Below are 14,464 nucleotides of genomic sequence, written 5' to 3' on the forward strand. Positions count from 1 at the left end.
CCTATGACCCAAGCCAGACCGCCCCAGCCTGTCGCTCCCCTTAACCGCACCAGCGTGGCCCTCACGCGTATTTCACTGTTCAAATTTATCGGCTTGCTGGTCAGCGTGTTCCTGCTCGCCGGGTATCTGCTGGTCTACCTTGCCCGTGACATGGATCGCACGGAGGAAACCGAAGGCGCTTTCTACACCGAGAAGGCTGTGCATTCGTTCGAAAAATCCCTGCGCTCGGTGGTCAAGGACTATGCCTTCTGGGGCGATGCCTACAAACACCTGCACGTTACGGTAGACACCGATTGGGCCTACGTGCGGCAGAACATCGGTCCCTCGCTGTACGACGATTTCGGTTTCCAGGCGCTGTTCGTGGTCGATGACACCGACCGCACGGCGTACGCGGTCGTCCGGGGTCAACTGCAACAGGTGCCAGCCGACGACTGGCTCAAGGAGTCGCTGGCGCCCATCGTCGCCGAGGCCCGTGCCGGCGCCGAAGACGAATCGCCGACCACCCGGTTTATCAACATTGATGGCGCGCCGGCCTTGGTGGCCGCCGCTGCCATTACGCCCGGCACCGACCCAACGGTGAAGGCAGACGAGCGACAGAACTCGGTACTCATCTTCGTCGACATTCTCGACAACGCCCGGTTGGCCACCGTCGGCCGCGAATTCGGCGTGGAAGGCTTGCGCCTGGCAACCCCGAACGAATTGAACGAACGCTCAATTTTGCCGCTGGGTGAAAACGGCGTCGCCGGGTACCTGCATTGGCAACCCGAGCAGCCGGGCAAACGCCTGCTCGGCCTGGGCCTGCCGCTGCTCGGCGGCGTAGCGCTGCTGGTGTGCCTGATGGCCTGGGTTCTGCTGCGCCGCACCACGGCGGGGGCCAAGGCGCTGGACGCAAGCTATCACTCGTTGCTAAGCAGCGAGAGCGCCCTGGCCGTAAGCGAAGCGCGGTTTCGCGACATCGTTGAAATCAGCTCTGACTGGATCTGGGAAATCGACCAAAGCGGCCACTTCACCTACCTGTCCGAACGCTTTGAAGCGGTCACGGGGCTGTCGCGCGGCACGTGGCTGGGCAGCCACATCGACGCCCTGTTGACCACCGAACACGGCACCCTGTCGCAGTGGCTGAGCAGCGGCCACCGGCGCACCGACACCAGCATCCACTGCCGCTATGTCGGCACCCAAGGCCAGCAACGCATCACCCGCGTGTCGGCCCGCGCCATGACCAGCGCTGGCTTTCGCGGCACCGCCACCGACGTCACAGGCGAAGTGGAAGCGCGGCGACAGATCGAATTTTTATCCCAGCACGACGCCCTCACCGGCCTGCCCAACCGCACCCGCTTGCAGAAGTTTCTCGACGGCAAACTCAAGGCCGTGCCGACCCGTGAAAAACCCTTGGTCATGCTCAGCCTCGACCTCGACCGCTTCAAGCCGGTGAATGACCTGCTCGGCCACGCGGCCGGCGATGTGGTGCTCAACGTGGTGTCGGCGCGGCTAACCGAATGCGTGCGCCAGGACGATCTGGTGGCCCGCTTTGGTGGCGATGAGTTCGTGCTGATCCTCACCGACCTGACCACCCAGGGCCATGTCGAAACCCTGTGCCAACGTTTGCTCGACTCCATCGAACAGCCCATCGACGTCGACGGCCAGCAAACCTTCGTCAGCGCCAGCATTGGCATTGCCATGGCGCCCAACGACGCGATGGAAGCCAGCGAACTGCTGCGCTATGCCGACATCGCGCTTTATGAAGCCAAAGCCGGCGGGCGCAGCACATGGCGTTTCTATTCGGGGGAAATGAACACGAAAATCATCGAACGCCGTCGCTTGGAAACCGACCTGCGTTTTGCCATTCAGCACAACGAACTGCGCCTGCACTACCAACCGCGCTACTGCATCGCCGATGGCCGCCTGGTCGGCGTCGAAGCCTTGGTGCGCTGGCAGCACCCAGAGCGCGGGCTGATACCGCCCGACACCTTTATCCCGATTGCCGAGCAAACCGGTTTGATCATCGCGCTGAGCAACTGGGTCATCAGCACCGCGTGCCGCCAGGCCGCCACCTGGCCGGAAAGCGTGTTTATCTCCATCAACTTGTCGCCCATCGAATTCAAAAGCGGCGACCTGGTCGAGCGCATCGAAAGCGCCCTGCGTGAATCGGCCATCAGCCCGGGGCGCGTCGAATTGGAAATCACCGAAAGCGTGATGATCGAAGATGCTGCCGGCGCCCTGGAAATGATGGACACACTGAAACAGCTGGGCGTACGCCTGGCCATGGACGACTTCGGCACCGGCTATTCGTCCCTCAGCTACCTGCGCACCTTCCCCTTGGACGGCCTGAAAATCGACCGCAGCTTTCTCAACTGCATCGAAGGCAGCGAAGAAGACAGAGCCATCATCCTCGCCATCGTTGGCCTGGGGCACGCGCTGTCGCTGACCGTCACCGCCGAGGGCATCGAAACGGCCGAGCATTTGGCCATGCTCAACGCCGTGGGCTGCGACGAAGGTCAGGGGTATTTCCTCAGCCGGCCGCTGGAAGCGGACGCCATTACTGCGCTGTTGTTCCACTAAACCTCGCCCCTTCAAATTCAACAGCCCCTCACCCCAACCCTCTCCCGTAAACGGGAGAGGGAGCTGACCGTGTACGCCGATCCGTTCCCCTCTCCCGTTTACGGGAGAGGGGCTAGGGGTGAGGGCCAGCCGTTACTCGGGCCCAGATATTTCCAGGAATCGCGACTAAAGTCGCTCCCACAGAAACACGCGGTATAGCGGGCTTCTTGGCTAGAGCCAGGCAAGGCGAAATCACGCCGGACCGCGCAGCGTACCGCCTTTGTAGGAGCGACTTTAGTCGCGATCCCTGCATACGGAATTCGTGACCGCCGTTTCCAGGAATCGCGACTGAAGTCGCTCCCACAGGTTGAGAAAAACACGGCCATTCCGAAACGTTATGGCCTGCATCGTACTGTTGTATTGGTTCTCTTAAGCCCCCCCCTCAGTAGCATCGGCGCACATTTCCTGCCGGTGAGAACAACAACAGTGAACTTAGGAAAAATCGTCAGCCGCAGCGCGTTGTACTGGCCTGACCACATGGCGCTGATCGACAGCCAACAACGCCTGACCTTCGCCGAACTCGAACGTCGCACCAATCGCCTGGCTTCCGGCCTGTCGGCGCTCGGCCTGGCCGAAGGCGCGCATGTCGCCATCCTGGCGCCCAATCGGGTGGAGCTGGTGGAGGCGGAAATCGCGCTATACAAGCGCGCCATGGTCAAGGTGCCGATCAACGCCCGCCTCTCGCTGGATGAAATCATCCAGGTGCTCAACGACTCCCACAGCCAGGCGGTAGTCGCCGATAGCCGTTTCGCCGCTGCGCTCAAGGCGCGTCGTGGCGAGGTGGCGCGGTTGCAGTGGATCATTTCGCTGAACGACGAAAGCGGCGATATCAGCTACAGCGCCGTACTCGCCAGCGGCAGCGAAGCGCCCGTGCACGCCGACCCGGCCGACGACGCGCTGGCCGTGCTGCATTACACCTCGGGCAGCTCCGGTGTGCTAAAGGCGGCGATGTTGTCGTTTGGCAACCGCAAGGCGCTGATCCGTAAGAGCATCGCCAGCCCGTCGCGGCGCGCGGCGCCGGCCGATGTCATGGCCCATGTCGGCCCCATCACTCACGCCAGCGGGATGCAGATCATGCCGCTGCTGGCGGTGGGCGCCTGCAATTTGCTGCTGGAAAAATACGACGACCGTTTGTTGCTCGAGACCATCCAGCGCGAACGCGTGACCCGGCTGTTTTTGGTGCCGGCGATGATCAACCGCTTGGTCAATGTGCCGGGGGTGGAGCAGTACGATTTGTCCAGCCTGCGCGTGGTCATGTACGGCGCGGCGCCCATGGCGCCGGCGTTGGTGCAACGAGCCATCGAGGTGTTCGGGCCGATTCTGGTGCAAGGCTATGGCGCCGGGGAAACCTGCTCGCTGGTCACCGTGTTGACCGAGCAAGACCACCTCGACGACCCCCGCCTGTTGGCCTCGTGCGGCCGCTGCTATTTCGAGACCGATCTGCGCGTGGTCAATGACGACTTTGAAGACGTGCGTCCCGGTGACATCGGCGAAATCGTGGTCAAGGGCCCGGACATCATGCAGGGCTACTGGCAGTCGCCCGAGCTAACTGCCGAAGTCATGCGCGATGGCTACTACCTGACCGGCGACCTGGCCACGGTGGATGAGCGCGGCTACGTGTTTATCGTCGACCGCAAAAAGGAAATGATCATTTCCGGCGGCTTCAATATCTACCCCACCGAAGTCGAACAAGTGCTCTACAGCCTGCCCGAAGTGTTCGAAGCCGCCGTGGTCGGCGTGCCGGACGAACAATGGGGCGAGGCGGTTCGTGCGGTGGTGGTGCTCAAGCCAGGCCAGAGCCTCAGCGCCGAAGCCATCATCGAACACTGCGGGCAATCGCTGGCCGGTTTCAAGAAGCCGCGCGCGGTGGACTTCGTTCAGGAGTTGCCCAAGAACCCCAACGGGAAAGTCGTGCGCCGCCTGATTCGCGAAGCGTATTGGCAGAACAGCGAACGCCGCATTTAAGGGGACGACCATGATTAACGTAAGCGAAAAAGCCAGCGACCTGATTGCCGGCATTCAGGCCTTTGTGCGCGATGAACTGGATGCCTTGGTAAAGCGCGAAGGCATCGTTTGGGGCGAGCCGGTGGCTAAGCCGCTGCTGCGCCAGGTGTGGCAGCGCTCCTGCGAGTTGGGCTTCTACAACGCCATGCTGCCGCAGGAACTCGGCGGCGCCGGGCTGACCGTTGCCGAGCTGTGCGCGGTGAAGGAAGCAGCTGTGCTCACCGGCTGCCCGCTGGCGCCGCATATTCTTGGCGAGCTGTCCGGCCCGCCACGCGTGGGGCATTTGTTCAAGGTGGCGAATGAACACCAGATCGAGGCGTTTCTGCGCCCCATCTGCCACGCCGAAAAAGCCGTGTGTTTCGCCCTCACCGAAGCCGAAGCTGGCTCCGACGCCACGGCCATTACCACCTCGGCCGTGCGTGACGGTGACGACTATGTGCTGAGCGGCGCCAAGCGCTATATCTCCGGCGCCACCTACGCCGATTTGGCGGTGCTGTTGGCCGTGACCGAGCCGGGCCGTGGGCCGAAAGGCATCTCGGCGTTCTTTGTCGATTTGCATGCTGAAGGCGTGCTGGTGGACAGCGATTATTCGGTGATGTCAGGCGGCGGCGCCCACGGCAATATCAGCCTGAACAAGGTGCGCGTGCCGGCGGCCAACCGCATTGGCGAGGAAGGCGAAGGCTTCAAACTGGCGATGGGGCGCATTACCCTGAACCGACTGCTGCACTGCCCGACCATGCTCGGCATGGCCGGCCTGGCGCTGAACCTGTCGCTGGATTACGCCCGCACCCGCAAGCAGTTCGGCCAGCCGATTGCCATGTTCCAGAGCATCAACCATATGCTCGCCGACATGGCCACCGAGCTGTATGCCGCGCGCAGCATGATGTACGCCACGGCCGCCAATAACGATGCCGGCGGCGACATCAAGGTGCAGGCGCCGATGTGCAAATTGTTCGCCTCGGAAACCGCGTTTCGCATTGCCGACAAGGCGGTGCAGATCCATGGCGGTGCCGGGCTGATTCAAGGTCATCCGGTGGAGTGGTTATTCCGCGCCACGCGCATGATGCGCGTGCTCACCGGCACCAGCGAAATCCAGCGCAACACCATCGCCAAAGGCATCTTGTTGCCGGGCTAAACGCCCGCCTCGCCCCGTCGCACCAGGGAGGAACGACGGGGCCGTTTCACCTTCCGAATAACAACAATGAGATCGCGCCATGACGCTCCCTACTCCCGCCTACCGCCCCGCCACGGCCTGGACCATCGCCGTGCTGCTGGCGCTGATGATGCTGGTCAACTTCCTCGACAAAGTGGTGATCGGCCTGGTCGCCGTGCCGATGACCGAAGAACTGCAACTGACCCCCACCGAGTTCGGCCTGATTGGTGGCGCGCTGCATTGGCTGTTTGCCGTATCGGCGGTGGTCGGCGGCTTTCTCGCCAACCGTCGGCCCACCCGCACCCTGCTGCTGGGCATGGGCCTGTTCTGGGCGCTGATTCAGCTGCCGATGCTGCTGGTCAGTTCGCTGTGGATGATCGTCGCCTGCCGCGTGTTGCTCGGCATCGGCGAAGGCCCGGCCTCGCCGGTCGCCACCCACGCGCTGTACAAATGGTTTCCCGATAACCGCCGCAATCTGCCGGTGGCGTTGCTGCATTCGGGCGGCGCGCTGGGCCTGTTGGTGGCCGGCGCGATGATTCCCTGGATCAGCCTGAATTACGGCTGGCGCGCCAACTTCGCGGTGTTGGCGGCCATCGGCCTGGTGTGGTGCGCACTGTGGTTGCTGCTCGGCCGCGAAGGCACGCTCGACACCCTGCGCGCCACCCAGCTCAAGCCCGACAGCCACCGCGTGCCCTATCGCCGCTTGCTCACCGACCCCACCGTATTGGGCAACTACGCCTGCCACTTTGCCGCCAACTGGTCGCTGGCGCTGACGCTCACCTGGGTGCCGAGCTACCTGCAAATAGGCCTGGGTATCGACCCGCTGAAGACCGGCAAAATGTTTGTGCTGTTCGTGGTGGTCACCACGCCGCTGAGCCTGTTTATGGCGTGGTTGTCGCAGCGCCTGATGCGCCGTGGCGTGCAATCGCGGGTGGCGCGCGGCACGTTTGTGTCGCTGTGCCTGATTGTCAGCGGGCTGTTTTCGGCCAGTTTGATGATGCATGAACTGTCCGTAACCACGCGCATCATCACCCTGACCTTGAGCGGCGGTTTCGCCTTGGTGATGTACTCGGTCGGCCCGGCAATGCTCGCCGAGTTCACCCCCAGCAGCCAACGCGGCGGCATCCTGGCCATCGGCAATGGCGTGGCCTCGCTGGCCGGGTTGTCGGCGCCGGTAGTCACCGGTTTGTTGGTGCACGGCGCAGGCGCCAATCACCCGGAAGGTTACGCGCTGGGCTTTCTGGTGTGCGGCGTGGTGGCGCTGGTGGCCGGGCTGATCGGGCTGGTGACCATGAACCCGCAACGCTCGCAGCAGCGCCTGGCTCAGGACGACGCGCTGGCAGCCGGCTCCATCGCCTGAGTGAAGTCGTCGGCGCTGCGCTCGATCAAGCTGCCGCGCCACCGCCCCTCGCGCACCGCGTCGAGCAAAATGGTGCGCACCAGGTCGTGCATGCACGAGGCGGCAAACGACAGCGGCTTGTGAATGGAGTGAGCAATCGACACCGTGCGGGTGATGCGCGGCTCGACAATCAGCCGCGCCGACGTCGGCTTGAACAGCTCTTCCAGCGGCGGCCAATTGCTGATGGTCGCCGCCAGGCCGGTGCGCACCAGACTGCCGATACCCGGCGCCGACTGCTGCTCATAGGCCACATTCAAGTTCACCCCCGCCTCCATCGCCGCCTGTTCGATTCGGCGGCGCAAGTGCAACGCCCGTGGCGCCATGACCAAACGGGTGGCGCCCGCTTCGGCGAGGGTAATCGGCTCGTCACTCTCCAACCCCGGACCGCGCCCAACCCAATACAAATCCTCGGTGAAAATCGGCTCGGCGGTAACGTGCTCCAGCTCCTCGGCATTGGGCACCACGCCGAAATCCACTTTGCCCAACTCAATCGCCTGGCCGCCTTCGCGGGTCAGCCCGTCCCACACGGTGAGAATGATGTTGGGGAATTTTTCCGCCGCGCGGGAAATGATTTCCGGCAGCAGCAAGGTCGAGGCCGTGGCGGGAATGGAGATGGCCACCTGGCCTTTCGGATCGCCTCGCGTGGAGCTGAGTTCGTCCTTTACCGAATCGAGCTTTTGCACCACCGAGCGCGCCACTTCATAAAGCCGGCGCCCGGCGTCGGTGAGCACCACGCCGTCGTGCTGGCGTTCAAGCAATTGCAGCTCCAGCTCGCTCTCCAGCAAGCCGATCTGCCGGCTCAGTGCCGGCTGCGCGATGTAGGCCCGGCGCGCGGCCGAGGAAAAGCTGCCAGCCTCGGCGATGGCGATCAGGTAGCGAAGCTGTTTTAAGGTCATAACACCCTTCTCTCAAGCCATGCCAAAGCGGTATGGCAAGTATGCAAAGACACTATTTGTGGGGCTTTTCGTGCGCCCATAGTATCGATGAAACACAAGCGATCAACTATTAAACCTTGGAGTTTTCCACCACCGCTTTATAACGCGAACCTCACCGCGCAGAACAATAAGCCTGGAAACAAGGCATAACTTTCGTCCGCCTTTCAACCGCGTCGAACCCCCGTACCCCGCCGCTTACGGCGAGGCCTGGCAGTGCCTGCTGATTCAACTCTTATTGCCTTTGCGCCTGAACTTTTAACTCACTCGACAACAACAAGAGGATAGAGAGTGATGAAATTCAAGCGATACGGCGTTATCACGCCAGCCTATTTGTTATTGCCGCTAAGTTGCCTGTTCGGTAATGCCATGGCCGTGGATTTCCAACTCGGCGAAGTTGAAGGCCAGCTGGACTCTTCGTTGTCCATTGGCACCAGCATTTCCACCGCCAACCCCGACCCCAAGCAACTGCAAAGCGCCACCGGCGACGATGGCCGCCGCAACTTTGCCTCTGGCGATGCCTTCTCCGGCTTGTTCAAAGGCAACCACGATCTGGAACTGCGCCACGGCGACATGGGCGTGTTTTTGCGCGGCAGTTATTGGTACGACTACGTGCTGCGCGACGAAGACCAGCGCTTCAAAAACGTGGAAGACAACAACCGCAAACAGTCAGCGAAATCGGCCGGCGCCGAACTGCTGGATGCCTTCGCTTATTACAACTACACCCTCGCCAATCAACCGGGCTCGGCACGCCTCGGCAAGCAAGTGGTGAACTGGGGTGAGAGCACGTTTATCCAGGGCGGGCTCAACGTGGTCAACCCGTTCAACCTGTCGGCCCTGCGCCGCCCTGGCTCGGAAGTGAAAGAAGGCCTGGTGCCGGTGAATATGTTCTACGTGTCGCAGAACCTCACCGAGTCGCTGTCGAGCGATTTCTTCTACCAGTTGGACTGGGAACAGACCCAGCTCGACAACTGCGGCACCTTCTTTTCCAGCAACGACTTTCTCGCCGACGGCTGCGACGGCCTGGACGTGGGCAACGTGCTGACCGGCAACGCCACGGCGGTGCGCGGACTGACGCCGTTTGGCGTCAACCTGACAGATGAAGGCATCCGCATCCCCCGCGCCAAAGACGACGACGCGCGCAACAGCGGCCAGTGGGGCATGTCGCTGCGCTGGTTTGCTGCCGAGCTGGACACCGAGTTCGGCGCTTACATCGCCAACTACCACAGCCGCTTGCCGTACATGGGCACCATCAGCAGCCCCTACGCCACCAACACCGCGTTTGCCGGCCGCCTGTGCAGCAACGCCGGCATACCGCTGGGCAACTGCAATGCGTTTCTGGCCGGCGCCGGGCAAACCCTGGCAGGCGCGTTGCGCATGGGCACCTCGCAATACCTGGCGCAGTACCCGGAAGACATTCGCCTGTACGGCCTGAGCTTCTCCACCAATCTGGACACCGGCACCGCGCTGCAAGGCGAGATCAGCTACCGGCCAAACATGCCGATTCAGCTCAACGGTACCGACATCATCCAGTCGCTGCTCAACAACGCCTCGCGCTCGCCGCTGGTAGCAGACGGCACACGCCCGCCGGCCAACAGCGCGCTGTTCAACGGCTACCGCCGCAAGGAAGTCAGCCAGGCGCAAGTCACCGCCACGCACTCGTTCAGCCAGGTATTGGGCGCTGATCAGATGGTGGTCGTGGGCGAAGTGGGCGCCACCTATGTCGGTGGGTTGGAAGGCAAATACGGGCCGCGTTACGGCCGCAGCGGCACCTTTGGCAGCGGCGTATTGGCGAACAACAGCGTATGCCTGAACAACTCGCGCACGCCGGAACATTGCAACGACAAAGGCTTCCTGACGCCGTTCTCGTGGGGCTACCGCCTGCGCACCAACCTCAGCTACCCGAACGCGATCGCCGGCGTGGACCTGCGCCCGAACCTGTCGTGGCAACACGACGTGGAGGGCAACGGCCCCGGCGAAGGCTCGGCCTTCAGCGAAGGCTCCAAGGCCATCAGCGTCGGCCTCGATGCCTCGCTGAACAACACCTACAACGCGAGCCTGGCTTACACCGACTTTATCGACGGCGACTACGGCACCCGCGGCGACCGCGACTATGTGTCCATCAGCGTCGGCGTGAATTTCTGAAGGAGTTCCCATGAAACCTGTTTACTGCCTGATTCAACGCTGCCTGTTACTCACCAGCCTGTTGGCGAGCGCGGCCCATGCTGCCGTCACGGCGGACGAAGCGGCGCACCTGAAAAGCGACTTGACCCCCATCGGCGCTGAGCGCGCCGCCAGTGCCGACGGCAAGATTCCGGCCTGGGACGGCGGCCTGAAGAGCACCAAGCCGGCGCTGACCAGCAACGGCACGCCGGCCGATCCGTATGCCAACGAGAAGCCGCTGTTCACCATCGACGCGCGCAACTACAGCCAATACAAAGATCAACTCAGCCCGGGGCAAATCGCCCTGTTGCAACACTTTCCCGAGACCTTCCGCCTGCCGGTTTACCCGAGTCATCGCTCCGTGGCCGTGGACGATCAAGCCAGCGCCGCCGCTGCGCGCAACGCCACCGAAGCCAAGCTGATCAACGACGGCAACGGCGTGCAAGGCTTTGCCGGCGTGGTCGCCTTCCCCGTGCCCAAAACCGGCCTGGAAGTGTTGTGGAACCACCTGACGCGCAACCGCAACCCCAGCTTCAGCCTGACCACCGACAGCGCCGCGCCGCAAAAAGACGGCGCCTACACCCTCATGACCACGCTGCAATACTTCAGCCGCCGCGAAGCCGTCAGCGGCCTGAAACCGGACGAAGCGGGCAACATTCTTTACTACTACAGCCACAAGATCACCGCGCCCTCGCGCATGGTCGGCGAGGTGGTGTTGGTGCACGAGACCCTCGACCAAGTGACTGAGCCGCGCTTGTCGTGGGTCTATAACGCCGGCCAGCGCCGAGTTCGTCGCGCCCCGAGCGTGGCATACGACACCGCCGGCCCCACCACCGCCGGCATGCGCACCGCCGACAGCCGCGACATGTTCAACGGCGCACCGGATCGCTACGACTGGAAACTGGTGGGCAAGAAAAACCTCTATGTGCCCTACAACAGCTACCGCCTGGCCTCGCCAGACCTGAAGTACGAAAACCTGCTGACGCCCGGCCACATCAACCCCGACGCCACCCGTTACGAACTGCACCGTGTGTGGGAAGTGATCGGCACGCTGAAACCCGGCATGCGCCACATCTACAGCAAGCGTCACTACTTCATCGACGAAGACACCTGGGCGATTCTCGAAGCCGACCACTACGACAACCGTGGCGAACTCTGGCGCGTGGGCGAAGCGCACAGCTACTACCACGGCGTCGGCCAGGCGGCGGTGAACGCCATGGAAATCACCTACGACCTCAACAACGGCCGCTACCTGGCCTCGGGCCTGACCAACGAACAGCGCCAGCCGTTCGACTTCACCTACAAAGCCAGCGCCTCGGATTACTCGCCGGGCGCACTGCGTAGCAAAGGCCTGCGCTGATCCCTTCCCCACGTCGTCGGGTGTGAGAGCCCGGCGGCGTTTTTTTATTCCAGGTCACCCATGAACCCACCTGCCCCACGCAAACCCTTGGCGCACACGCTACTCGGCGGCACCGAGCCCGACCCGCGTTTTACCCTCGCCAACGAACGCACCTTTCTCGCCTGGATCCGCACGGCGTTGGCCCTGCTGGGCGGCGGCATCGCCGTCGAAACCTTTGCCACCCACGCCTTCGAACCGTTGCTGCGCCTGGCCATGACCTTGAGTCTGTTGGCCCTGAGCATGCTGGTATGCGGCGGCGCGTGCTTACGTTGGCTGGCCGTGGAACGCGCACTACGCCACGGCCGCCCGTTGCCATTGGCCGGGCTGGTGCCGCTACTGGCCCTGTGCTGCGGGCTGGCGGCGCTGCTGTTGTTGGCTTTGTTCTGGCTGCGCGGCCATGGCTGAAACCGACCTCGGCCTGCAAGCCGAACGCACCGCCCTGGCATGGCGGCGTACGCAATTGTCGCTGCTGGTGGTGGCGTGTCTGGCGCTGCGCGGGCATCAGGTATGGGTGCTGGGGCTCGCGCTGGGCACGGCGGCGTGGTTGGCCGTTAGCGAAGGCCGGCGGTACCGGCATAGCGTGGCGATGATGCAACGTGAGCTGGGTGAAGCGCGGGTTTGGATGGTGTTGGGGACGGGGTTGGCGGTGGCGGTAATGGCGGGTTTTTTGGGCTTTGCTGCGTTTAGTCCGGCGTCTATTGATTAAAAGCATCGCGGCTAAAGCCGCTCCCACAGGGGATCATCGGCCTACTGTAGGAGCGGCTGGGCGGCACTCCGCTTCAGCCGCGATGCTTTTTGCTTACGGTGTCACCAAATTAAACGGCGAATTCGCCTCATCCAAGCCGCCGAGCAGTTTCAGTAATTTGAGTTTCCCGCCCTCAATGTCGATGCCGCCAATCATCGATTCTTTTAGAAACCCGGTTTCCTTTAAGGCGATGCGATCAAGCAGTTCCTTGCTCATGCTGACGTTGATGTCGGCGTGTTCGTGGCGGCTGCCGTTGCGGTGGGTGAGCACGCCGTTGCGCAGGGTCAGGGCGTAATCCTCGTTGAGGTCGGTGAAGTGCCAGTTAATAGTGAGGTCTTCGTCGGCGGCTTTCAGGGCGTCGATGCGCACGGCCAGGTAGTCGAAGAACAAACTCGGGGTGAGTGCGCGAACCATGTCCGGCGCGGTGCTGCGCGGTTTGCTGGTGGCCACGCCGTTGCGCAGTTCGAAAGCGCCGCTGAGGTAGACGTTGCGCCAGGTGGCGTTCTCGCTCTGGTAGCCGAGTTGTTCCAGTACATCGGCTTGCAGGGCACGGGCCTGTTGGTTGTCCGGCTCGGCGAATACCAAGTGGTTGAGCACTTGCGCGGCCCAGCGGTAGTCGCCGCTTTCGACCGATTGACGGGCGAGATTCAGCACCGCTTGGGCGCCACCCATGGCTTGCACATAGCGCACGCCAGCCGCTTGCGGCGGCAACGGATCAAGAGTAGCCGGGTTGCCGTCGTAAAAGCCCATGTAGCGCTGGTACACGGCGCGCACGTTGTGGCTGAGGGAACCGTAGTAATCGCGGCTGTACCATTTGTTGGCCAGACGCGGCGGCAGCGAGGTGAGCTGCGCGGCGATTTCAACCGGGCCCAAGCCCTGGTTGATCAGCCGCAGCGTCTGGCTGTCGAGGAACGCGTACATGTCGCGCTGATCGGCCAGGTAACTGCCGATGCCTTGCGCGCCCCAGGTGGGCCAGTGGTGTTGGGCGAACAGCACGTCGGTTTTATTGCCGTAGCGCACCAGCGCGTCGTCGAGGTACTGCGCCCACACTTTCGCATCGCGCACCTGGGCACCGCGCAGCGTAAGGATGTTGTGTTGGGTGTGGGTGGCGTTTTCGGCCATGCACAGCGCTTTGAATTGCGGGAAGTACAGGTTCATTTCCGCCGGCGCTTCGGTGCCGGGGGTGAGCTGGAATTCGATTTCCACGCCGTCGACCGTGCGGGTTTCCAACGGCTTGCTGACCACTTCGCTGGGCGCGATCAAGGTCACTCGCGCATTGCTCGGCGTGCCTTTGCCCAGGCCTGCGTCCACCTGCCCCTGGGCGCTGCGCGGCAGCAGCGCGCCGTACATGTATTGCGCCCGACGCATCATGGCCGGGCCGGCCAGTACGTTCTCGCTGATGGCATGTTCGTAGAAGCCGTCCGGCGCTATCACGCGCACCTTGCCGGCCTTCACGTCGGCCTCGTCGATCACTCCACGCACGCCGCCGAAATGATCGACATGGGCATGGCTGTAAATCACTGCCACCACGGGTTTGCGCGGGCGGTGCTGGAAATACAGATCCAGCCCGGCGCGGGCGGTTTCGGCGCTGATCAACGGGTCGATGACAATCACGCCGCTGTCGCCTTCGATCAGCGTCATGTTGGACAAATCCAAGCCTCGAACCTGGTAGATGCGTTCGCTCACCTGAAACAGACCGGCGAGGTTATTCAACTGCGCGATACGCCACAGGCTCGGGTTCACGCTGTCTGGCGCGGCGGCGTTGTCGATAAAGTTATAGGCGGCGCGGTTCCACACCGGCTGCCCGGCTTCGTTGTTGATTACGCCGGTGAACGGTGCGACCAGGCCGCGACGGGCGTCGTCGAAGTCGGCCGTATCGGCGAACGGTAAACGCTGTAGCCACGCCTGATTGAGGGCGCGGGTGGCGGGCGAAGCGGGTTTCGATTCGAGCGGTGTATCGGCAAACGTGGCAGACGAAAACACCAGCGCCACAGCAAGGGCGCTCAGGCGGAAACGAGGCATGGCTAGACTCTTCTGATCTTGTTGGAATGGGTCGCCGCCCGACTCTAGG

General features: G+C 62.9%; 10 protein-coding genes. 8 read left to right on the top strand and 2 right to left on the bottom strand.

Features of this window, described 5'->3' with window-relative positions:
- The first annotated feature begins 3 nt into the window (after positions 1-3).
- From ACZZZP_RS15225 to ACZZZP_RS15240, 4 genes are all read left to right on the top strand, one after another.
- Positions 4-2,559: a bifunctional diguanylate cyclase/phosphodiesterase gene (locus ACZZZP_RS15225; protein WP_463383309.1), complete on the top strand. Its 2,556-nt coding sequence runs from the start codon at positions 4-6 to the stop codon at positions 2,557-2,559.
- A 465-nt stretch (positions 2,560-3,024) separates the two neighbouring features.
- Complete coding sequence (locus ACZZZP_RS15230; RefSeq protein ID WP_463383310.1) at positions 3,025-4,563, top strand: AMP-binding protein; 1,539 nt, start codon at positions 3,025-3,027, stop codon at positions 4,561-4,563.
- Positions 4,564-4,573: 10 nt separating this feature from the next.
- Entirely contained in the window at positions 4,574-5,737 is a 1,164-nt protein-coding gene (locus tag ACZZZP_RS15235) for an acyl-CoA dehydrogenase family protein (RefSeq protein ID WP_463383311.1), read from the top strand.
- A 79-nt stretch (positions 5,738-5,816) separates the two neighbouring features.
- Positions 5,817-7,115: an MFS transporter gene (locus ACZZZP_RS15240; RefSeq protein WP_463383312.1), complete on the top strand. Its 1,299-nt coding sequence runs from the start codon at positions 5,817-5,819 to the stop codon at positions 7,113-7,115.
- Here ACZZZP_RS15240 and ACZZZP_RS15245 read toward each other — a convergent pair.
- Positions 7,079-8,050: a LysR family transcriptional regulator gene (locus tag ACZZZP_RS15245; protein WP_463383313.1), complete on the bottom strand. Its 972-nt coding sequence runs from the start codon at positions 8,048-8,050 to the stop codon at positions 7,079-7,081. The two genes, ACZZZP_RS15240 and ACZZZP_RS15245, sit on opposite strands and share 37 nt — an antisense overlap.
- Before the next feature lie 330 nt (positions 8,051-8,380).
- Here ACZZZP_RS15245 and ACZZZP_RS15250 point away from each other — a divergent pair, with 330 nt between their 5' ends.
- The 4 genes from ACZZZP_RS15250 to ACZZZP_RS15265 are packed head-to-tail and all read left to right on the top strand — an operon-like array spanning position 8,381 to position 12,354.
- Positions 8,381-10,231, top strand: coding sequence for a DUF1302 domain-containing protein (locus ACZZZP_RS15250; protein WP_463383314.1), 1,851 nt, complete (start codon positions 8,381-8,383; stop codon positions 10,229-10,231).
- Between the two features lie 10 nt (positions 10,232-10,241).
- Positions 10,242-11,609, top strand: a complete 1,368-nt coding sequence (locus tag ACZZZP_RS15255) for a DUF1329 domain-containing protein (protein ID WP_463383315.1) — start codon at positions 10,242-10,244, stop codon at positions 11,607-11,609.
- A gap of 60 nt (positions 11,610-11,669) precedes the next feature.
- Positions 11,670-12,053 carry a YidH family protein gene (locus ACZZZP_RS15260; protein ID WP_463383316.1) on the top strand — a complete coding sequence of 128 codons (384 nt, stop codon included), beginning with the start codon at positions 11,670-11,672 and terminating at the stop codon, positions 12,051-12,053.
- Positions 12,046-12,354, top strand: coding sequence for a DUF202 domain-containing protein (locus tag ACZZZP_RS15265; protein ID WP_463383317.1), 309 nt, complete (start codon positions 12,046-12,048; stop codon positions 12,352-12,354). The genes ACZZZP_RS15260 and ACZZZP_RS15265 overlap by 8 nt, the downstream gene beginning before the upstream one ends.
- Before the next feature lie 93 nt (positions 12,355-12,447).
- Here the strand turns inward: ACZZZP_RS15265 and ACZZZP_RS15270 are convergent, their stop codons facing one another.
- Positions 12,448-14,415 carry an alkyl/aryl-sulfatase gene (locus ACZZZP_RS15270; protein WP_463383318.1) on the bottom strand — a complete coding sequence of 656 codons (1,968 nt, stop codon included), beginning with the start codon at positions 14,413-14,415 and terminating at the stop codon, positions 12,448-12,450.
- Positions 14,416-14,464 lie beyond the last annotated feature (49 nt).

It is taken from the genome of Pseudomonas sp. AC211, from assembly GCF_979258055.1.

Excerpts from the sequence above, each read along its gene's own strand:
- ACZZZP_RS15225 (WP_463383309.1), top strand. The coding sequence starts at position 4 with ATGACCCAAGCCAGACCGCCCCAGCCTGTCGCTCCCCTTAACCGCACC.
- ACZZZP_RS15235 (WP_463383311.1), top strand. The coding sequence starts at position 4,574 with ATGATTAACGTAAGCGAAAAAGCCAGCGACCTGATTGCCGGCATTCAG.
- ACZZZP_RS15240 (WP_463383312.1), top strand. The coding sequence starts at position 5,817 with ATGACGCTCCCTACTCCCGCCTACCGCCCCGCCACGGCCTGGACCATC.
- ACZZZP_RS15245 (WP_463383313.1), bottom strand. The coding sequence starts at position 8,050 with ATGACCTTAAAACAGCTTCGCTACCTGATCGCCATCGCCGAGGCTGGC.
- ACZZZP_RS15250 (WP_463383314.1), top strand. The coding sequence starts at position 8,381 with ATGAAATTCAAGCGATACGGCGTTATCACGCCAGCCTATTTGTTATTG.
- ACZZZP_RS15255 (WP_463383315.1), top strand. The coding sequence starts at position 10,242 with ATGAAACCTGTTTACTGCCTGATTCAACGCTGCCTGTTACTCACCAGC.
- ACZZZP_RS15260 (WP_463383316.1), top strand. The coding sequence starts at position 11,670 with ATGAACCCACCTGCCCCACGCAAACCCTTGGCGCACACGCTACTCGGC.
- ACZZZP_RS15265 (WP_463383317.1), top strand. The coding sequence starts at position 12,046 with ATGGCTGAAACCGACCTCGGCCTGCAAGCCGAACGCACCGCCCTGGCA.
- ACZZZP_RS15270 (WP_463383318.1), bottom strand. The coding sequence starts at position 14,415 with ATGCCTCGTTTCCGCCTGAGCGCCCTTGCTGTGGCGCTGGTGTTTTCG.